At 69.4% G+C, this 19,067-nt stretch carries 17 protein-coding genes and 1 pseudogene; 10 read left to right on the top strand and 8 right to left on the bottom strand.

The features are described 5' to 3' along the window. Positions 1 to 56 precede the first annotated feature (56 nt). From AC3A6Y_RS07120 to AC3A6Y_RS07075, 10 genes and pseudogenes are all read left to right on the top strand, one after another. On the top strand, positions 57 to 1,178 hold the full coding sequence (locus AC3A6Y_RS07120) for a branched-chain amino acid ABC transporter permease (RefSeq protein WP_487867488.1): 1,122 nt from the start codon (positions 57 to 59) through the stop codon (positions 1,176 to 1,178). Next, positions 1,175 to 2,431 (top strand): ABC transporter substrate-binding protein, encoded by a 1,257-nt coding sequence (locus tag AC3A6Y_RS07115; RefSeq protein WP_487867487.1) that lies wholly within the window; start codon positions 1,175 to 1,177, stop codon positions 2,429 to 2,431. The genes AC3A6Y_RS07120 and AC3A6Y_RS07115 overlap by 4 nt, the downstream gene beginning before the upstream one ends. Positions 2,432 to 2,444: 13 nt before the next feature. Then, positions 2,445 to 3,266, top strand: coding sequence for an ABC transporter ATP-binding protein (locus tag AC3A6Y_RS07110; RefSeq protein ID WP_487867486.1), 822 nt, complete (start codon positions 2,445 to 2,447; stop codon positions 3,264 to 3,266). Continuing rightward, positions 3,266 to 3,772, top strand: a pseudogene (locus tag AC3A6Y_RS07105) (ABC transporter ATP-binding protein); the annotation flags it as partial. The gene AC3A6Y_RS07110 and the pseudogene AC3A6Y_RS07105, both read left to right, overlap by 1 nt. A gap of 525 nt (positions 3,773 to 4,297) precedes the next feature. Beyond that, positions 4,298 to 5,530, top strand: a complete 1,233-nt coding sequence (locus tag AC3A6Y_RS07100) for a Tm-1-like ATP-binding domain-containing protein (protein WP_487867810.1) — start codon at positions 4,298 to 4,300, stop codon at positions 5,528 to 5,530. A gap of 5 nt (positions 5,531 to 5,535) precedes the next feature. Then, on the top strand, positions 5,536 to 6,366 hold the full coding sequence (locus AC3A6Y_RS07095; protein WP_487867485.1) for a phosphoenolpyruvate hydrolase family protein: 831 nt from the start codon (positions 5,536 to 5,538) through the stop codon (positions 6,364 to 6,366). 15 nt (positions 6,367 to 6,381) lie between these two features. Beyond that, the gene (locus AC3A6Y_RS07090; RefSeq protein WP_487867484.1) at positions 6,382 to 8,079 is read left to right on the top strand and encodes a flotillin family protein; all 1,698 of its coding nucleotides are present in this window, start codon (positions 6,382 to 6,384) and stop codon (positions 8,077 to 8,079) included. A 3-nt stretch (positions 8,080 to 8,082) separates the two neighbouring features. After that, positions 8,083 to 8,523: an SRPBCC family protein gene (locus AC3A6Y_RS07085; RefSeq protein WP_487867483.1), complete on the top strand. Its 441-nt coding sequence runs from the start codon at positions 8,083 to 8,085 to the stop codon at positions 8,521 to 8,523. Positions 8,524 to 8,602: 79 nt separating this feature from the next. Then, positions 8,603 to 10,063: an SRPBCC family protein gene (locus tag AC3A6Y_RS07080; protein ID WP_487867482.1), complete on the top strand. Its 1,461-nt coding sequence runs from the start codon at positions 8,603 to 8,605 to the stop codon at positions 10,061 to 10,063. 22 nt (positions 10,064 to 10,085) lie between these two features. Continuing rightward, positions 10,086 to 10,463 carry a VOC family protein gene (locus AC3A6Y_RS07075; RefSeq protein ID WP_487867481.1) on the top strand — a complete coding sequence of 126 codons (378 nt, stop codon included), beginning with the start codon at positions 10,086 to 10,088 and terminating at the stop codon, positions 10,461 to 10,463. Positions 10,464 to 10,484: 21 nt separating this feature from the next. Here AC3A6Y_RS07075 and AC3A6Y_RS07070 read toward each other — a convergent pair whose 3' ends face one another. The 8 genes from AC3A6Y_RS07070 to AC3A6Y_RS07035 all read right to left on the bottom strand — a co-directional run bounded on the left by AC3A6Y_RS07070 (position 10,485) and on the right by AC3A6Y_RS07035 (position 18,983). Beyond that, positions 10,485 to 11,312: an HDOD domain-containing protein gene (locus AC3A6Y_RS07070; RefSeq protein ID WP_487867480.1), complete on the bottom strand. Its 828-nt coding sequence runs from the start codon at positions 11,310 to 11,312 to the stop codon at positions 10,485 to 10,487. Positions 11,313 to 11,387: 75 nt separating this feature from the next. Continuing rightward, positions 11,388 to 12,560, bottom strand: coding sequence for an ABC transporter substrate-binding protein (locus AC3A6Y_RS07065; RefSeq protein ID WP_487867479.1), 1,173 nt, complete (start codon positions 12,558 to 12,560; stop codon positions 11,388 to 11,390). A gap of 26 nt (positions 12,561 to 12,586) precedes the next feature. Further along, on the bottom strand, positions 12,587 to 14,443 hold the full coding sequence (locus AC3A6Y_RS07060; RefSeq protein WP_487867478.1) for an AMP-dependent synthetase/ligase: 1,857 nt from the start codon (positions 14,441 to 14,443) through the stop codon (positions 12,587 to 12,589). 5 nt (positions 14,444 to 14,448) lie between these two features. Continuing rightward, the gene (locus tag AC3A6Y_RS07055) at positions 14,449 to 15,228 is read right to left on the bottom strand and encodes an ABC transporter ATP-binding protein (RefSeq protein ID WP_487867477.1); all 780 of its coding nucleotides are present in this window, start codon (positions 15,226 to 15,228) and stop codon (positions 14,449 to 14,451) included. After that, positions 15,225 to 16,127, bottom strand: a complete 903-nt coding sequence (locus AC3A6Y_RS07050; protein ID WP_487867476.1) for an ABC transporter ATP-binding protein — start codon at positions 16,125 to 16,127, stop codon at positions 15,225 to 15,227. Before AC3A6Y_RS07050 ends, AC3A6Y_RS07055 begins: the two co-directional genes overlap by 4 nt. Beyond that, positions 16,124 to 17,200, bottom strand: a complete 1,077-nt coding sequence (locus AC3A6Y_RS07045; protein ID WP_487867475.1) for a branched-chain amino acid ABC transporter permease — start codon at positions 17,198 to 17,200, stop codon at positions 16,124 to 16,126. The genes AC3A6Y_RS07050 and AC3A6Y_RS07045 overlap by 4 nt, the downstream gene beginning before the upstream one ends. Before the next feature lie 10 nt (positions 17,201 to 17,210). Then, the gene (locus AC3A6Y_RS07040; RefSeq protein WP_487867474.1) at positions 17,211 to 18,089 is read right to left on the bottom strand and encodes a branched-chain amino acid ABC transporter permease; all 879 of its coding nucleotides are present in this window, start codon (positions 18,087 to 18,089) and stop codon (positions 17,211 to 17,213) included. A 96-nt stretch (positions 18,090 to 18,185) separates the two neighbouring features. After that, positions 18,186 to 18,983: a helix-turn-helix domain-containing protein gene (locus AC3A6Y_RS07035; protein WP_487867473.1), complete on the bottom strand. Its 798-nt coding sequence runs from the start codon at positions 18,981 to 18,983 to the stop codon at positions 18,186 to 18,188. Positions 18,984 to 19,067: the final 84 nt, after the last annotated feature.

Here is a 19,067-nt window from a genome sequence, read left to right as displayed (position 1 = left end):
CGCCGGGCCGCTCCCAGGTCCAACAGCACCGCAGCGCGGCGCGCGGAGGTTGCCTTATGAGCGCCGCCCAATGGCGCCGCGCGATGCGCTCGGGCGCACAGGCGCTTCCGCTCGCGCCCGTCGCGCCGGCGGCCCTGCCCGCGCCGGCACCCGCCCGCCTCGATTGGCTGGCCGCGCTGCGCCGCACGGTCCGGCCCCATCACCTCGCCGTGCTCGTCTTCGTGCTGGTCTTCCCCTTCGTCGCCACGCCCTTCATCACCTTCCAGGTCGCTGCGCAGTCGCTGGTGCTGGGCCTGATCGCACTCTCGCTCACCTTCCTCGGCGGCTACGGCGGCATGGTGTCGCTGGCGCAGATGACGGTCGCCGGCATCGCCGGCTATGCGCTCGCGGTGCTCGGCACCAGCAGCAGCGGCGCCGACATCGCGATGCGCTGGCCGTGGTGGGTGGCGGTGCCCTTCGCACTGGCCATCGCCACCCTCTGCGCCACGCTGATCGGCTGGCTCTCGGTGCGCACCGAAGGCATCTACACGATCATGATCACGCTGGCGATCGGCGTCGCCTTCTACTACCTGGTGCTGCAGAACTACAGCGTGTTCAACGGCTTCCAGGGCCTGCGCGAGATCTACCCCCCGAAGGTGCTCGGCGTCGCCTGGCGCGACCCGGTGCCCTTCTACTTCCTCTGCCTGGCCTGCGCGATGGCGGGCTATTTCCTGGTGCGCTGGGTGGTGCGCGCGCCCTTCGGCATCGCGCTGCAGGGCATCTGCGACAACCCGCGGCGCATGGAAGCGCTGGGCTACCACGTGGTCGCGCACCGGGTGGCGGCCTATGCACTGGCCGGGCTGCTGGCGGCGGTGGGGGGCGTGCTGCTGGTCTGGTACAACGGATTGATCACGCCGGGCTCGGTCAGCATCTCCTGGCTCATCAACATCCTCGTCGTCGCGGTGCTCGGCGGCATGCGGCACCCCATGGGCGCCTTTCTCGGCGCCATCGTCTTCGTGCTGCTGCAGACCTTCGCGATCGACCTGATCGACCGCGAGCGCTTCAACCTCCTGATCGGCGGCGTGTTCTTCGCGATCGTCCTGTTTTCCCCCGACGGCCTGCTCGGACTGTGGGCGGCGCTGCGCTCGCGCCTCGGATCGAGGCCAGGCATGACTTCCAACCAAAGGAGACAACCGTGAACGTGAACAAGCGACTCTGGGTTCGTTCGATGTTGGGTGCGGCCGCCCTGGCGGCGCTGGTGGGTGGCGCATGGGCGCAGCAGGGCCAGCCCGTGAAGATCGGCCTGCTGGCCACGCTGGAGGGGCCGTTCGCGGCCGGCGGCGCGGACGGCATGCGCGGCGCGGAGCTGGCGGTCAAGCAGCGCGGCGGCACGGTCGCCGGCCGCAAGATCGAGATCATCAAGGCCAGCTCGGATGCCAAGCCGGACGTGGCGGTCAACGCCACGCGCAAGCTGGTCGAGCAGGACAAGGTCGACATCATGGTCGGCCCGCTGTCGGGCGGCGAAGGCATCGCCGTCAAGGACTACTCGAAGACGCAGCCGCAGGTGACCTTCATCAACGGCGCCTCCGGCGCGCAGGCGACCACGCTGGACAACCCGAGCCCGAACTTCTTCCGCTTCAACACCGAGGGCGCGCAGTGGATGATCGGCCTGGGCAAGGCCGCCATGGCCAAGGGCTACAAGCGGGTGATGGTGATCGCCGAAGACTACGCCTTCCCCTACTCGCAGGTGCAGGGCTTCATGACCGAGTACTGCCGCGCCGGCGGCAAGGTGCCCGAGAAGGCCTGGGTGCCGCTGGGCGGCAAGGACTATTCCTCCGTGATCGCCAAGATCCCGAAGGACGTGGACGCGCTGCTGGTGGTGCTCGGCGGGGCCGACGCGGTGAACTTCCTCACCCAGTACGAGAACGCCGGCGGCGACAAGCCGATGCTGGGCGGCTCCATCACGGTGAGCCAGGACGTGCTGAACTACAAGGGCAAGCGGCGCGAGTCGCTGGTGGGCACGCTGTCGGCCGGCCCGCTGGCCGACGCCTACGACGGCGCGGACTGGAAGGCCTTCGTCGCCGACTACCAGAAGGCCTATCCGGTGTCGGCGGGCGGCTTCCCGAGCCCGAGCCTGTTCGCCTACGTGTACTACGTCAACATGAAGGCGGCGCTGGACGGGCTGGAGGCGGTGAAGGGCGACCTCTCCGGCAACCAGGCCAAGTACCGCGAGGCACTGTCGAAGATGACCCTGAAGACGCCGAACGGCGACGTCAAGCTCGACGCCAACCGGCAGGCGATCGGCACCACCTTCGTGACCGAGGTGGTGAAGGACGACAAGGGCAATCTCTTCAACAAGGTGCACAGCAAGATCGACAACGTCGACCAGCTGCTGGGGATGAAGAAGGAGGAATTCAAGATCGGCTCGCGCGACGTGCCGGCCTGCCCCTGAGGGAGAAACCAGGGTGGCCTCCGTCACCACGCTGCGCACCGGCACCGCCGCGCTCCCGCGGGGCGGGGCGGTGGCGCACGTGCCGCTCGCCTCGGGCGACGCGCTGGTGCTCAGCGGCGTGACGCGCGCCTTCGGCGCGCTGCGCGCGGTGGACGGGGTGTCGCTCACGGTGGCCGCGGGCGAGAAGTACGCCATCCTCGGCTCCAACGGCGCAGGCAAGACCACGCTCTTCAACACCATTACCGGCGACTTTCCGCCCACCGCCGGCCGCATCCATTTCTTCGGCGAGGACATCACCGATCTGCCGCCGCACGAGCGCATCCGCAAGGGCCTGCGGCGCACCTACCAGTCCTCGCTGCTGTTTCGCGACCTGACGGTGCGCGACAACCTGTTCCTGGCGGTGCGCGGCGTGGGCAACGGACGCTTCAGCCTGGCGCGCGCCGGCGCCGGACATGCTTCGACGCTGGCCACGCAGGACCTGCTGGAGCGCACGCGGCTGGCCCACATCGCCGGCGAGCGCGTCGCCAATCTCGCGCACGGGCAGCAGCGCCAGCTCGAGATCGGCATGGCGCTGGCCGGCGCGCCGCGGCTGATCCTCTTCGACGAGCCCGCCGCGGGCCTGTCGCCGGCGGAGCGCCGCGAACTGGTGGCCCTGCTGCGCTCGCTGCCGGCACACATGAGCTTCGTGCTGATCGAGCACGACCTCGAGATCGCCCTGCGCGTGGTGGAGCGCGTGACCGTGATGCACAACGGCCGCCAGCTCCGCACCGGCACCCCGCGGGAGATCGAGGCCGATGCCGAGGTGCAGGCGATCTACATGGGGAGCCACCACTGATGGCCTGGTTCGAGCGCCACCGCGAGGAGGCCGGCCGCATCGGCGCCACCGGCGCGCCGCTGCTCGCCATCGCGGCGCTCGACGTCTTCTACGGCCGCGCCCATGCGCTGCAGGGCGTCGACCTGGTGCTGGAGCGCGGCGTGCTCGGCATCGTCGGGCGCAACGGCATGGGCAAGACCACGCTGTGCAACGCCATCACCGGCCTGGTGCCGGCCCGGGGCAGCATCCTGCTGGGGGGCGAGCAGATCCTCGGGCTCGCGCCGCACGAGATCACGCGGCGCGGCATCGCCTACGTGCCGCAAGGACGGCGCGTGTGGCCCTCGCTCACGGTCGACGAGACGCTGCGCCTGGTGGCGCGCCGGCGGCGCGAGCTGGACCGCATCTACGGCCTGTTCCCGCGGCTGGCCGAGCGGCGCGGGCACGGCGGGGCCCAGCTCTCGGGCGGCGAGCAGCAGATGCTGGCGATCGGCCGCGCGCTGCTGCTGGAGCCTCGGCTGCTGGTGATGGACGAACCGACCGAAGGCCTGGCGCCGATGATCGTGGAGCAGGTGGCGCAGTCGCTGCGCGATCTCGCGGCCGAGGGCCGCATCGCGGTGCTGCTGATCGAGCAGAACCTGGGCGTGGCGATGTCGGTGACCGACCGCATCGGCGTGATGGTCAACGGGCGCATCGCGCAGGAAATGCCGGCCGCGCAACTCGCGGCGGACCAGGCGCTGCAGGAGCGGCTGCTGGGGGTGCGCTCGAACGGGCACGAGGAGGTGGTGGCGCCCCCGGCGGCGGCCGAGGCGGCGGCGCCGCAGGTCTACACGGTGCGCCGGGCGCATGGCGACGGCGTGCCCTCGCTGGATGCACCGGCGCCGCGCACGGTGCGCGGGTTCACGCGCTGGAATGCGGGCGACGCGGCGGCGCCGGTGGTGGATATCTCGCGTGCGGCGCCACCGGCCTCGCCCTCACCCCAACCCTCTCCCGCGAGCGGGAGAGGGAGCACGGAATCGGAGGACCGTGCTGCCGGGCGGCTCTTCGACTTTCCGGTGGCGGCCGGCAGCACCCGTGCCGCCTATGTCGCCGGCACCTTCGACACCAAGGGCCGCGAGCTGTTCTTCCTGCGCCAGTGCCTGGAGCGGCTGGGCCTGCGCGTGGTCACGGTGGATCTCTCGACCTCCGGCCGAACCTCGCCGGCCAGCGTGCATCCGCGCGAGGTGGCGCGCCACCATCCGCAGGGCGAAACGGCCGTCTTCAGCGGCGACCGCGGCAGCGCGACCACCGCCATGGCGCTGGCCTTCGAGGCCTTCGTGCGCACGCGTCGCGACCTGGGCGGCCTCATCGCGGCCGGCGGCTCGGGCAACACCTCGATGGCCACGCAGGGCATGCGCGCGCTGCCGATCGGCGTGCCCAAGGTCATGGTGTCGACCATGGCCAGCGGCGACACGCGGCCCTACGTGGGGCCGAGCGACATTTGCATGATGTATTCGGTGACCGACGTGCAGGGCATCCATCGCATCAGCGAGCGCGTGCTGGCCAATGCGGCGCATGCGCTGGCGGGGATGATCGCGCATCCGCCGCTCGTCTCGGCCGAGAGCAAGCCGGCGCTCGGCCTGACCATGTTCGGCGTCACCACGCCCTGCGTGCAGGCCGTCGCCAAGCACCTCGAGGCGTCCTACGACTGCCTGGTCTTCCATGCCACGGGCGTGGGCGGCCAGTCGATGGAGAAGCTGGCCGACTCGAGCCTGCTCGCGGGCGTGATCGACGTCACGACCACCGAGATCGCCGACGAGATCGCGGGCGGCGTGCTCTCGGCCGGCCCCACGCGCCTGGACGTGTTCGCGCGCCATGCCCTGCCCTACGTGGGCTCCTGCGGGGCGCTGGACATGGTGAACTTCGGCGCCTGGGACAGCGTGCCCGAGCGCTTCCGCGCGCGCAAGCTGGTCCGGCACAACCCGACGGTGACGCTGATGCGCACCACGCCGGCGGAGTGCGAGGCGATCGGCCTCTTCATCGCCGCCAAGCTCAACGCCATGCGCGGACCGCTGCGATTCCTGATCCCCGAAGGCGGCGTGTCGGCGATCGACCGCCCCGGCCAGCCCTTCCACGACCCCGAGGCCGACCGCGCGCTCTTCGCCGCCATCGAGCAGGGCTTCCGGCCCGGCACGGATCGCAAGCTGCAGCGCCTGCCCCTGCACATCAACGACGAGGCCTTCGCCGACGCGCTGGTCGGCGCCTGGCACGAGCTCTCGACGACCACCCCGCGCGCACGACGCGCCTGACCACCATGCCCCGCATCGCCCGCACCACTTTGCTCGAACGCTTCCGCGCCAAGATCGCTGCCGGCCGGCCGATCGTCGGCGGCGGCGCCGGCACCGGCCTGTCGGCCAAATGCGAGGAGGCGGGCGGCATCGACCTGATCGTGATCTACAACTCCGGCCGCTACCGCATGGCCGGCCGCGGCTCGCTCGCCGGGCTGCTGGCCTACGGCAATGCCAACGAGATCGTGTGCGAGATGGCGCACGAGGTGCTGCCGGTGGTGAAGCACACGCCGGTGCTGGCGGGCGTGAACGGCACCGACCCCTTCATGATCCCGGAGGAATTCCTGCGCCGGCTGGTGGGCCTGGGCTTCTCGGGGGTGCAGAACTTTCCGACGGTGGGGCTGATCGACGGCACGTTCCGCGCCAACCTGGAGGAGACCGGCATGGGCTACGGGCTCGAGGTCGAGCTGATCGCGCGTGCCCATGCAATGAACCTGCTGACCACGCCCTATGTGTTCGGCGAGGCCGACGCGCGCGCCATGGCCGCGGCCGGCGCGGACATCATCGTGTGCCACATGGGCCTGACCACCGGCGGCGCCATCGGCGCGGAGACGGCGCTCACGCTGGACGACTGCGTGGCGCGCATCAACGCCTGGGCGGCGGCCGCGCATGCGGTGAACGCCGAGGCCATCGTGCTGTGCCATGGCGGGCCCATCGCCACGCCCGATGACGCGCGGCATGTGCTGTCGCGCTGCCCCGACTGCCACGGCTTCTACGGCGCCAGCTCGATGGAGCGGCTGCCCACCGAGACCGCGTTGACCGAGACCACGCGGCGCTTCGTTCAGATCACGCGATAACTGGAGACGACCCTTATGTCAGGTTCTCAATTCGGCGGCTTCATCCTCGGCCTGATCGTCGTCGCGATCGTGGTCGCGCTCGCCGTCTGGCTGTTGCACTGGCTCTACCTGCGCAGCTCGAAGGAGCGCGCCTTCGTGCGCACCGGCCTGGGCGGGCAGAAGGTGGTGCTCGACGGCGGGGCTTTCGTGCTGCCCATCGTGCACGACGTGATTCCGGTCAACATGAACACGCTGCGGCTCGAGGTGAGCCGCGGCCGCGACAAGGCGCTCATCACCAAGGACCGCATGCGGGTGGACGTGATCGCCGAGTTCTACGTGCGCGTGGCCGCCCATCCCGACGCGGTGGCCGCGGCCGCGCAGACCCTGGGCCTGCGCACCATGGAACCCGAGCAGCTGAAGGAGCTGGTCGAGGGCAAGTTCGTCGATGCCCTGCGCACCGCCGCCGCCGAGATGACCATGGAAGAGCTGCACGAGAAGCGCGGCGCCTACGTGAAGCGGGTGCGCGAATCGGTGGCCGAGGACCTGACCAAGAACGGCCTGGAGCTGGAGGCCGCCTCCCTCACGCAGCTGGACCAGACCGGCATGGAGTTCTTCAACCCCAGCAACGCCTTCGACGCCGAGGGCCTGACGCGCCTGACGGAGCAGATCGAGCGCCGCAAGAAGCAGCGCAACGACGTCGAGCAGGACACCTTGATCGCCATCCGCAACAAGAACCTGGAGGCCGAGAAGCTCTCGCTGGAGATCGACCGCGAGGGCGAGCATGCCCGCCTCTCGCAGCAGCGCGAGGTGGAGATCGCGCGCGCCCGCCAGCGCGCCGAGCTGGCGACCGAGCGCGCCCAGCGCGAGCAGGATGCCGAGGGCGCGCAGATCGCGGCCAAGCAGAGCATCGACGCCGCCCGCATCCGGGCCGAGCAGACCGTCGAGGAGGAGCGCATCGCCAAGGAGCGCGCGATCCAGGGCGCGGAGATCGAGCGCCGGCTGTCGCTGGAGCTGGCCGAGCAGCAGCGCGCGATTGCGGTGGCGCGCGAGAGCAAGGCACAGAGCGAGGCCCAGGCCGAGGCCGAGTCCGCGCGGGCGCAGGCGGTCTCGGCGGAAGAGAAGGTGTTCACCGCGCGCGAGGTGGAGATGGCCGAGCGCAAGAAGGCCATCGAGCTGATCGCCGCCGCGCAGGCGGCCGAGCGCGACGCGCTGCGGCTGACTTCTGCCGCGCAGGCCGAGAAGGAAGCCAGCGCCGACCGGGGGGCCGCGCTGCGCGCCCAGGCCGAGGCGGATGCCGACGCCGACAAGATCAAGTCGATGGCGATCCGCGTGCGCGCCGAGATCGAGGCCGAAGCGCAGCGCATGATGAACGAGGCGCACAACATGCTGTCGCCCGAGGCCCGCATGTCGGCGCTGCGCATGAAGCTGGTGGAGAAGGCCGAGGCCATCATCCGCGAGTCGGTGCGGCCGATGGAGCGCATCGAGGGCATCAAGATCCTGCATGTGGAAGGGCTGGGCGGCGGCGGCCACGGCGGCGTGCCCAACGGCGAGTCGAACGGCGGCTTTGCGGACGGCCTGGTGAACTCGGCGCTGCGCTTCCGCGCCCAGGCGCCGCTGGTGGACCAGCTGCTGCGCGAGATCGGCATCGAGGGCGGCGACATCCAGCGCCTGGTGGGCGAGCCCGCCGGCACGCAGGCGGCGCTGCCTTCGGGCGGCGCGAAGAAGAAGGAATGACGGATGGTGCAGGTCTATGTTTCCAGCGTCATCGATGCCGGCGCCGACACCGTGTGGTCGCGCATCCGCGACTTCAACGGCCTGCCGCAATGGCACCCGTCGATCGCGGACAGCCGCATCGAGAACGGGCAGCCGGCCGACCGCGTGGGCTGCATCCGGCAATTCCATGCCAAGGACGGCGGCACCGTCCGCGAGCGGCTGCTGGCGCTGTCGGACTACGAATACAGCTGCAGCTACGAGATCCTCGAGAGCCCGATGGGCGTGGCGAACTACGTCGCGACGCTCAAGCTCACGCCGGTGACGGACGGGGCGCGCTGCTTCGCGGAGTGGAGCGCGGAGTTCGACTGCGAGGAGGGGCGCGAGCGGGAGCTCGCCGAGACGATCGGCCAGGGGGTTTTCCAGGCTGGCTTCGATGCCTTGAAGCGGCATTTCGGGCGCGGCTGATGAGCCCCCACGCGCATCGCTTCGTGCATTCGCTGCGCCTCCACAAGGCCTCCCTGGGGGCGGCCCGGCGGGAGGCCTGATGCTGCAACGCGTCGTCCGCTCGACCATCATCGACGCGCCGATCGAGCGCGTCTGGGCGGTGCTGCGCGACTTCAACAGCCACGACCAGTGGCACGAGGTGGTGGAGGCCAGCCGCATCGAGGGCGGGGAGCGCAGCGACCAGGTGGGCTGCGTGCGCAGCTTCACGCTGCGCGACGGCAACCGCATCCGCGAGCAACTGCTGACGCTGTCGGACCGCGAGCACAAGAGCACCTACTGCATCGTCGAGGCGACGGTGCCGCTGCAGCGCTACGTGGCCACCGTCACGCTGAAGCCCGTGACGGACGGCAACCGCACCTTCTGGCATTGGGAATCGAGCTTTGCGACGCCGCCCGGCCGGGAGCGCGAGCTGCGCGACATGGTGGCGCAGGGGGTGTACGAGGCGGGCTTCGAGAACCTGCGGCGCTACCTGCGCGAGGGTGGCGACTTGCGCCCCCCCGGCTTGGCCGAGCCGATGCCGGCAGCCTTGCCGTTGCCCACGCGCCGCATGGTGGTCGAGCGCCATGGCGGGCCCGAGATGCTGCGAGCGCAGGAGGGCGAGGCGCCGGCGCCGCGCGCGGGCGAGGTGCGCATCCGGCAGCGCGCCATCGGCGTGAACTTCATCGACATCTACCTGCGGCGCGGCTGGATTCCATCGGCCCTGCCGCTGGTGCCGGGCATGGAAGCCGCGGGCAGCGTCCTCGATGTCGGGCCGCAGGTGGGCGGGCTGCTGCCGGGCGATCGCGTCGCCTACCTGGGCCCGCTGCCCGGCGCCTACTGCGGCGTGCGCTGCGTGCCCGCCGACTGGGTGGTGCGGCTGCCTGCGGCCATCGAGGACGAGGTGGCGGCCGCCTTGCTGCTCAAGGGCATCACCGCCGATTACCTGTTGCGCGACCTGGGCCGGGTGCAGCGCGGCACGCGGCTGCTGGTGCATGCGGCGGCCGGCGGCGTGGGCTTGCTGGTGTGCGCCTGGGCGCGCCGGCTGGGCGCGACGGTGCTGGGCACAGTCTCCAGCGAAGAAAAAGCCCGCGTGGCGCGCGAGCATGGCTGCGAGCATGTGATCGTGACGCGCGACTACCGCTTCGCCGATGCCGTGCAGCGCGCCTGCGGCGGCGCCGACGTGCTCGTCGACGGTCTGGGCGATGCGGCCCGCGACGAGAACCTGGCGGCCCTGGCCCGCCGCGGCCACTGGATCAGCCTGGGCCAGGCCAGCGGCCCGCTGGCGCCGCTGCCGCCCGATGCGCTGGTCGCCAAGTCGCTGAGCTTCTCGCGGCCGGTGGTGTTCGACTACGTGGCGACCCAGCCGCAGCTGGCCGAGCGGGCGCAGCGGGTGTGGGATGCGCTGGCCGACGGCAGCATCCAGCTGCCGCCGATCGAACGCCATTCGCTCGAAGCCGCGGCGCAGGCGCACGCGCGCCTCGAATCGCGCGCCACCCTCGGCGCGCTGGTGCTGCGGCCCTGAACAACCCGGAAGGAGCCATCCCATGATCGTCGGCATGAACCACTTCACCGTCACCGCGGAGGACGAGAAGAAGACGCTGGACTTCTACACCGGCCTGCTCGGTCTGCGGGTCGGCCACCGGCCGGACCTCGGCTTTGCCGGCGCCTGGCTCTACGGCGAAGGACCGCAGGCGCTGGTGCATCTCTACTTCGGCCGCCCGGTGCCGGCGCAGCGCACGGGCGTGATCGACCACATGGCTTTCACCGCGCGCGACCTGCGGGCAGTGAAAGCCCGCTTCGACGAGAGCGGCACGAAGTACGAGCTGCGGCAGCAGGCCGGCGCGGGGACCTGGCAGCTGTTCTGCCATGACCCGAACGGGGCGAAGGTGGAGCTGGATTTCGACGCGAGCGAGCAGCCTTAGCGGCAAATCCGGCGCCCGGCTTCAGGCGATCATCAATTCGAGATCCGCCGCCAGTTCGGCCGGCGTGGGCATTTGCTGCAGCTTCTCGCGCGACAGCCCCAGGGCATCGACCACCTCGGCGGGCCAGCCTGGGCCTTCCGGGTCTTCCTGGCGATCCACCGCCACTCGCCAGACGGCGAGATGCACGATGCCGGACAAGGGATCGAAGGGCTGCACGCGCATGGGCCGCGCGAAGCCGTCCAGCGCCGTGACGAACTCGTCGGAGAAATTCCAGCGCGAAGCCAGCCGCGCGCTGACGTCGCCGAAGTGGTAGCCGAAGGCCTGCTCCTCCGCACCCAGCCGCTTCACGGTGTCGATCGGGCAGGAGGCGTTGAGCGGCCCCATCTCCTCGGGCATGACGATGCACATGATCAGGTGGCCGATCGCGTGCATGCTGCCCACCGTGAAGGCGAGGTTCGGGTCGACGGCGCGGGACTCGGCGGCCAGGTGCCGGGCCGCGGAGGCGACGCGCAGGCTGTGCCGCCAGAAGCCCGGCAGGTCCACGTGCGGGACCTTCTTGAAGGTGCCCGTGAGGTTGGAGCTGATCACCAGGGTCCGGATCGCCGACAGGCCGAGCATCCGGATGGCCTCCTCCATCGTGGAGATCTTCCGGCGCACGCCGTAGAAGGGCGAATTGGCCAGGCGCAGCATCTTGGCCGTCAACACCTGGTCGACGTCGATCTTGCGGGCCACTTGCGACAGCGTGGCGTTGTCGTTGCTCAGGACCTCGATCAGGTCGCGAACCACCTTCGGGACCGAGGGCAGCGAATGGTTCTCGGCAAACAGCTCGTCCAGGCTTGCTGCGGTCATGCTCGGTGGGGGAAATGAATTCTTTCGGGGGCCTTGATTCTCCTACACCGCATCGGGCCTGGCCGCGCCCCACCCTCAGGGCGCGACGTAATCCGACATCACCTTCCACTTGCCATCCACGATCTGCGACAGCCGCGACAGATCGTTGCCCAGCCGCTTGGTGGCGGTGTAGGTGCTCTTCGGCGCGCCGAACATGTCGGGCTCGAAGGTCATGGTGTCCATGGCCTTGACGAAGCTGTCGGTCGTGAGGTTGGGTCCGGCCTTCTGCGCGGCCTTGATGAAGGCGTCGATGATCGTGTAGCCGTAGACCGAGAACACCGTCGGGTCCTCGTTGAACTTGGTCTTGTACTTGTTGGCCCAGAAGCGGATCGGCTGCGAGGCCTCGTCCAGGTACGGATGCTGCGCCGTGTGGGTGGCGTAGATGCCGTCCATGGCCTTGCCGCCCAGCTTGTGGATGAGGTCGGTGTAGGCCGCGCTGGAACCGAGGAAGGTCGGGTTGAAGCCGGTCTTGCGCGCCTCGCCCACGGTGCCGATGGTCTCGCGGATGATGGTGCCCAGCACCACCAGGTCGCAGTTGGCGGCCTTCATCTTCGCGACCTGCGACGAGAAATCGGTGGCGCCGCGCTTGTACGAGGTCTTCTCGGTCAGCTCCATGCCCGCGGCCTTGAGGCCGGCCTCGGCGCCGCGCTGCACCTCGAGCCCGAACTCGTCGTCCTGGTAGATGGTGCAGACCTTCTTGGCGCCCTTCTCCTTGATCATCTTGGGCAGCGCCAGGCGGATCTGGTCGTAATAGGTGGCGGCAAAGGAATACTTGAGCCTGTGGTGCGGCTCGTACATCTCGCGTGCCGCGGTGATGGGCAGGAAGTTGACCACGTTCTTCTCGAACTGCACGGGCATCGCCGCCATGTTCTGGGCGGTGCCGATGTGGCCGGCCATGATGAAGATCTTGTCCTGGTTGACCAGCTTCTGCGCGGCCAGCACCGCCTTCTTCGGGTCGTAGCCCGAATCCTCGACGAAGAGCTTGAGCTTGCGGCCGTGGACGTTGCCCTGCTCGTTGAGCTCGTCCACGCGCAGCTGCATGCCGTTGCGCGCCTGCTTGCCGAAGCCGGCGAGCGGGCCCGACAAATCCTGGATGGTGCCGATGCGGATCTCGTCCTTGGTGACGCCCTGCGACTGCGCACCGGCCAGGCCGGCACTCAGTGCGAGACCGGCCGTCGCGGCCAGCGGGATCAAAGCCTGGATCTTCATAGCGTGGTCTCCTCGGTTGCAAATAACTAGGCGTACATGGCGTCGATGCGTTCGCGGTACTTGGTCTGCACCAGCTTGCGCTTGAGCTTCATGGTCGGGGTGAGCTCCTCGTCCTCGGCGCTCAGCTGGGTCTCGAGCAGGAAGAACTTCTTGATCTGCTCGACGCGGGCGAACTTGGCGTTGACGCGGTCGATCTCGCCCTGGATCAGGTCCTGCACTTCCTGGGCGCGTGTGAGGCTCTGGTAGTTGCTGAAAGGCACGTCGTGGTCCTGGGCGAATTTCTCGACGTTCTCCTGGTCGATCATGACGATCACCGTCAGGTAGGGCCTGGCATCGCCGATCACCACGGCGTCGGTGATGTAGGGGCTGAACTTGAGCTCGTTCTCCAGCTCGCTGGGCGTGATGTTCTTGCCCCCTGCCGTGATGATGATGTCCTTCATCCGGTCGGTAATGCGGAAATACCCGTCCTCGTCCATGCTGCCGACGTCGCCGGTGTGCAGCCAGCCGTCGGCATCGATGGTCTCGGCAGTCTTCTCCGGCAGGTTGAGGTAGCCCATGAAGACGTTGGTGCCGCGCACCAGGATCTCGCCGGTCGCCGGGTCGACGCGCACCTCGTTGTAGGCCGCCGCCGGGCCGATGGAGCCGGGCTTGATGCGCCCGGCCGGCACGCCGGTGGCCGCCCCGCAGGTCTCGGTCATGCCCCAGACCTCGAGCATGGGGATGCCCAGCGCTAGATACCACTTGACCAGCTCGGGCGAAATCGGCGCCGCACCGGTGACCAGGAGGCGCGAGCGGTGGATGCCGATCAGCTTGCGCACGTTGTCCAGCGCCAGCCAGCGCGCCAGGCGGAACTTGAAGCGCAATAGAGCGCCCACCGGCCGGCCCGCCAGCACGCGCTCGGCGATGGCGCTGCCCACGCCGATGCTCCAGCCGTAGGCCGCCTGCTGCAGGCCGCTGGCCTCCTTGAGGGCGATCATCACGCCCGAATAGAACTTCTCCCAGACGCGCGGCACGGCGGTGAAGACGGTGGGCGCGATCTCGCGCACGTTCTCGGGCACCGTCTCGGGGTTCTCGACGAAGTTGAGGATGGCCCCCGTGTACATCGCGAAGTACTCGCCGCCCAGGCGCTCGGCGATGTGGCACAGCGGCAGGAAGCACATGCGCTCGTCGCGCTCGTCCTGTGCGGCCAGCGTGTTGTAGCCGCGCATGGTATGGACCAGGCCGCGGTGGCAGTGCATGGCGCCCTTGGGCTTGCCGGTGGTGCCCGAGGTGTAGACCAGGATGGCGAGCTGCTCGGGGCGGCAGGCGGCGATGCGCTGCCCGAGGTCCTGCGGGTGGGCCTGCAGGTGCTCGCGGCCGAGGGCGCGCAGGGCCTCCAGGCTCATGACGCCCGGGTCGTCGAGGTCGCGCAAGCCCTTCATGTCGAACACGATCACCTTGCGCAGCAAGGGCAGCCGGGCGCGCACCTCCAGGGCCTTGTCGAGCTGCTCGTCGTCCTCGACGAAGAGCACGGTGCTGCGCGAGTCCTCGCAGAGGTATTGCACCTGGGAAGCGGCATCGGTCGGGTAGATGCCGTTGGCGACGCCGCCGCAGCTGAGCACGGCGAGGTCGGCCAGCACCCATTCGACCGCCGTGTTGGCGAGGATGGAGGCGCATTCGCCGGGCGCGAAGCCGAGCGCCATCAGGCCGCCGGCGATCTCGCGTACCGCCTCGGCGGTCTGCCGCCAGCTCCAGCTGCGCCAGATGCCGAATTCCTTCTGACGCATCCAGACCTGGTCGCCGCGCGCGGCGACGGCGTTCCAGAAGACGGCCGGGATGGTGTCGCCGGGCACGACGACGTCGTTGCACGGATGGATGTGGGCGGTGTCCCAGAGTCCCTGCATGGCCTTCACCTCCAGGTCTTCTTTTTCTTCCAGCGCCGCTCGCCGCGCACGCCCTGGTCCTTGAGGCCGAGGTAGAACTCCTTGATGTCCTCCTTCTCGCGCAGGCGCTCGCAGGTGTCTTCCATCACGATGCGGCCGTTCTCCAGCACGTAGCCGTAGTCGGCCGCGTTGAGGGCCATGTTGGCGTTCTGCTCGACCAGCAGGATGGTGGTGCCGCGCTCGCGGTTGATGCGCACCACGATCTCGAAGATCTCGCGCGTGAGCTTGGGCGAGAGGCCCAGGCTGGGCTCGTCGAGCAGGATCAGCTTGGGCGCGGCCATGATGGCGCGCGAAATGGAGAGCATCTGCTGCTGACCGCCGGAGAGCAGGCCGGCGTGCTGCGTGGCACGCTCGCGCAGGATGGGGAAGTAGCCGTAGACGGTTTCCATATCGCGCGCGACGCCGTCGCGATCGCTGCGGGTGTAGGCGCCCATCAGCAGGTTGTCCTTGACCGACAGCAGCGGGAAGACTTCGCGGCCCTCGGGAACGTGGCAAAGGCCCTGCTGGACGATGTGGGCCGGGTCCTGGGCCGTGATGTTGCGGCCCTCGAATTCGATGCTGCCCTTGCGCGGATCGATGATGCCGGAGATGGTCTTGAGGATGGTGGTCTTGCCGGCGCCGTTGGAGCCGAGCACGGTGGCGATCTCGCCCTGGCGCACTTTCAGGCTGACGCCGCGGATGGCCTTGATGGGGCCGTAGGCGCTTTCGACGTTGAGCAGCCGGAGGACGGTGTTGTCGTCGCTCATGGCGCCCCCCTCCTCAAGCTGCTCAGATCGTCCACGGCGCCCAGATAGGCCTCGATCACCCGCGCATCCGACTGCACCTCGCGCGGCGTCCCCGAAGCCAGCGCCTCCCCCATGTTCATCGCCAGCACGCGGTCCGACACCTTGGACACCAGCGACATGTCGTGCTCCACCATCAGCACCGAGATGCCGAGCTCCTGCTGGATGTCCTGGATCCAGAAGGCCATGTCCGCCGTCTCCTCGACGTTGAGGCCCGACGAAGGCTCGTCGAGCAGCAGCAGCTTGGGCTCGGTGCACAGCGCCCGCGCCAGCTCCACCACCTTGCGCACGCCGTAGGGCAGCCCCGCCACCATCGCGTCGCGGTGATGCTGCAGGTCCAGCAGCTCGATCACGCGCTCGGCCTTCTCGCGCGCCTCGATCTCGGCGCGCCTGGTGCCGGGGGTGAAGAAGACCTCGCTCCAGAAGCCCGTGCGGCGGTGCGTGTGGAGGCCGATCAGCAGGTTGTGCAGCACCGTCGCATGCTCGAAAAGCTCGATGTTCTGGAAGGTGCGCGCAATTCCCAGCGCGGCGATCTCGTGCGGCGCGTGCTCGGTCAGCACGATCGGCGCGGCGCCCTCGGCATGCCACAGGATCTCGCCCGTGGTGGGCGTGTAGATGCGGCTGATCAGGTTGAAGACCGTGGTCTTGCCGGCACCGTTCGGTCCGATCAGCGTGAACACCTCGCCGCGCCGCACTTCGAAGCTCACCTTGTTGACCGCGAGCACGCCACCGAAGCGCACGCTCAGGTCCTTGGCGGACAGCAGGACTTCGCCGGCCGCCGCCGGGCCGCCCCGAGGCGGCCGGCGCTCCCCCTCGGGGGGCGGCGCAGCAGACGAAGTTGCAAGCCGGGGGGCCGTCGTCATCGGAGGCGGTCCGACTTGGTGAAGGACTTCTGCCGCTTGAACAAGCCCTTGCGGTAGAACGGAAAGAGCTGCAGGTAGGTGCGCATCTTGAGCCAGCGCCCATACAGCCCCAGCGGCTCGAAGAGCACGAAGCCGATCAGCACCAGCCCGTAGACCAGCCCCTGCAGCCCCGGCGCCTGGCCGATCACCGGCGGCAGCCAGTCCTTGCCGAGCGAGATGAGCTGCGGCATGGCGATCAGGAAGATCGCGCCCAGGAAGGCGCCATGCACCGAGCCCAGCCCGCCGATCACCACCATCAGCAGCAGGTCGATGGACTGCAGGATGTTGAACTGTTCGGGCGAGATGAAGCTGAGCTTGTGGGCATAGAGCGCCCCGCCCAGCCCTGCCAGCGCGGCCGAGATGGCGAAGGACATCGTCTTGTAGCGCGCGAGGTGGATGCCCATGCTCTGCGCCGAAATCTCCGAGTCGCGAATGGCGACGAAGGCGCGGCCGGTGGGCGAGCGCAGCAGGTTCAGGATCGCGAAGGTGCACAGCACCGCGACCAATAGGCACACGATGTAGAAGCTCTCGCCGGAGCTGATGTCCAGTCCGAAGAGCTTGGGCGACTTCACGTGCAGCCCCGAGTTGCCGCCGGTCACGCGTTCCCAGCGCGCGAAGACCTCCTCCACGATGAAACCGAAGGCCAGCGTCGCGATGCCCAGGTAGATGCCCTTCACCCGCAGCGCCGGCAGCCCCACCACCACGCCGACCGCGGCCGACAGCGCCGCCGCGGCCGCCAGCGCGAGCGGAAAGGGCACGCCCGCGTTGGCCAGCACCGCCTGCGTGTAGGCGCCCGTCCCCAGGAAGGCCGCATGCCCGATCGAGAATTGCCCGGTGAAGCCGGCCAGCAGCATCAGCCCCAGGCCGACGATGCCGTAGATCAGCACGAAGGTCAGTTGCGCGAGCCAGTACTCGGGCAGCAGCCAGGGCGCGGCGATCAGCAGCGCGCCCAGGAGGCCGTACCAGAACACGTGGCCCCCGTGCTTGGCCAGCGCGATGTCCTGCGCGTAGCTGGTCTTGAAGATGTAGCGCATGGGTCGGGCCTCAGACTTTCTTGCTGAGCTTCTCGCCGAACAGGCCGTTGGGCTTCACCATCAGCATCACCAGCACCACGATGTAGGGTGCCGTGTCCTTGAAGCCGTCGGGCAGGTAGAAGCCCGCGAAGGATTCGACGATGCCGATCACCAGCCCGCCGACGATCGCGCCGGGCAGGCTGCCGAAGCCGCCCACCACCGCCGCCGGAAAGGCCTTGAGCCCGATGAAGCCCATGTTGGCGTGCACGAAGGTGATGGGCGCGAGCAGCATGCCCGCGATGGCTGCGACCGCGGCCGCCAGCCCCCACACCAGCCCGTTGAGCCGCTTGACGGGGATGCCCATGTAGTAGGCCGCCAGCTGGTTCTGCGAAGCGGCCTGCATCGCGATGCCCAGCTTGCTGTAGCGGAACATCGCATAGAGCAGCCCGCACAGGATGGCGGTGGCCACGATGATCACCGCCTGCTCCACGTTGACCACCAGCGCGCCGATCTTCCAGATCTCGTCCTTGTAGGGCACGGCGAGCGAGTGCGTGTCGGTGCCGATGCCCGGGATCATGGTGATCAGCCCGCGCGCCACGTAGCCGATGCCGATGGTCAGCATCACGATCGAGAATTGCGGCTGGCCGAGGATGGGCCGGATCACCACCAGTTCGAGCAGCACGCCGAAAGCCGCCATCGCCGCGATGGCCAGCAGCGCCGCCAGCCAGAAGGGCAAGCCCACCAGCGACATGCCGGCAAAGGCGCAGAAGGCGCCCAGCATCATCAGCTCGCCCTGGGCGAAGCTCACCGTCTCGGTGGCCTTGTAGATCAACACGAACCCCAACGCGATCAGGCCGTAGATGCAGCCTTGCGCAATGCCTGAGAGCAGGAGTTGGAGGATTTGAAGCAACGGGGCCTCGGATGGGATTGGCGCGTTATATCGGCCGCCTGCCCCGAGGCGCAGAGGGTTGACCCGCATGCCGGGGCCGGACGCCCCGGCGCCGCCTCAGCGATGGACCGCGAGTCGGCGGGAGCCGGCCAGGATGTCGCTGGGGCGCAGGCCGTAGACCTGGCGGATCGAGTGGCTGAAATGGGTGGAGTCGGGGTAGCCGGTGTCGAGCGCGATGTCGGTGAGGCTGGCCGGCTGGTCGACGTGGTAGAGCAGGCTGCGCGCGCGCTTCCAGGCGCGGAAGGCGCGGAAGGTGACGCCGGTTTGCTGCTTGAACAGGTGGAGGAAGCGCGAGAAGGACAGGCCGACCGCGGCGGCGCACGCGTCGGCCGGGCTGGGCGCGGCGGGGTCGGCGTTGATGCGATCGATCACCTGGCGGATGCGGGTGTCGAGCGCGGGCTGGGCGAGCGGTGCGCCGAAGAAGAGCTCGTCGAAATCTGGGAAGCGCGCTGCGCCTTCGGGGCGCCCGAGGGCGAGCAGATGCGCATGCCCGTCGCGCACGCGCTGCGCGAAGGCGGGCGCTTCGACGGGCCCGCAGTGGCGCAGGAAGGATGGCAGGCACGCCGGATCGATCGATTCCGATTCGAGCAGCAGGTTGAGGACCAGGGGGTGCTCGGTCGCCACCTGGTGCGACACGCGGGCCGGCACCACCAGCAGTTCGCCGCTGCGCCACGCCCCGCCGGCCACGCGCATGCGCAGCGGCTCGCCGGTGGGGGAGACATAGATCCCGTGGCCGCCCAGGCTGCGGTGCGAGGTGGCGCCCAGCAGGCCGGCGTAGAACACGCGCGAGGGGCCGAGCCACATGAGCCGCCCGCCGCTGCCGCGCAGTGCTGTCGTCGTTTGCCTGGTTGCCACGATGCACCTTGCTCCTATGTCGGGGCACGCGACCAGAACCGGCAGCGCGCGAGGGCCATCGTAGCGACGTGGGTCGGCCTTGAG

This window comes from Variovorax sp. Soil_C_17 (assembly GCF_057657265.1).
This window is presented reverse-complemented; position numbering and strand designations above follow the sequence as displayed.

What these genes read in the sequence shown, in the direction of transcription:
- AC3A6Y_RS07120 (WP_487867488.1), top strand. Translation starts at nt 57, where the DNA reads ATGAGCGCCGCCCAATGGCGCCGCGCGATGCGCTCGGGCGCACAGGCG.
- AC3A6Y_RS07095 (WP_487867485.1), top strand. Translation starts at nt 5,536, where the DNA reads ATGCCCCGCATCGCCCGCACCACTTTGCTCGAACGCTTCCGCGCCAAG.
- AC3A6Y_RS07090 (WP_487867484.1), top strand. Translation starts at nt 6,382, where the DNA reads ATGTCAGGTTCTCAATTCGGCGGCTTCATCCTCGGCCTGATCGTCGTC.
- AC3A6Y_RS07085 (WP_487867483.1), top strand. Translation starts at nt 8,083, where the DNA reads ATGGTGCAGGTCTATGTTTCCAGCGTCATCGATGCCGGCGCCGACACC.
- AC3A6Y_RS07080 (WP_487867482.1), top strand. Translation starts at nt 8,603, where the DNA reads ATGCTGCAACGCGTCGTCCGCTCGACCATCATCGACGCGCCGATCGAG.
- AC3A6Y_RS07075 (WP_487867481.1), top strand. Translation starts at nt 10,086, where the DNA reads ATGATCGTCGGCATGAACCACTTCACCGTCACCGCGGAGGACGAGAAG.
- AC3A6Y_RS07070 (WP_487867480.1), bottom strand. Translation starts at nt 11,312, where the DNA reads ATGACCGCAGCAAGCCTGGACGAGCTGTTTGCCGAGAACCATTCGCTG.
- AC3A6Y_RS07065 (WP_487867479.1), bottom strand. Translation starts at nt 12,560, where the DNA reads ATGAAGATCCAGGCTTTGATCCCGCTGGCCGCGACGGCCGGTCTCGCA.
- AC3A6Y_RS07060 (WP_487867478.1), bottom strand. Translation starts at nt 14,443, where the DNA reads ATGCAGGGACTCTGGGACACCGCCCACATCCATCCGTGCAACGACGTC.
- AC3A6Y_RS07055 (WP_487867477.1), bottom strand. Translation starts at nt 15,228, where the DNA reads ATGAGCGACGACAACACCGTCCTCCGGCTGCTCAACGTCGAAAGCGCC.
- AC3A6Y_RS07050 (WP_487867476.1), bottom strand. Translation starts at nt 16,127, where the DNA reads ATGACGACGGCCCCCCGGCTTGCAACTTCGTCTGCTGCGCCGCCCCCC.
- AC3A6Y_RS07045 (WP_487867475.1), bottom strand. Translation starts at nt 17,200, where the DNA reads ATGCGCTACATCTTCAAGACCAGCTACGCGCAGGACATCGCGCTGGCC.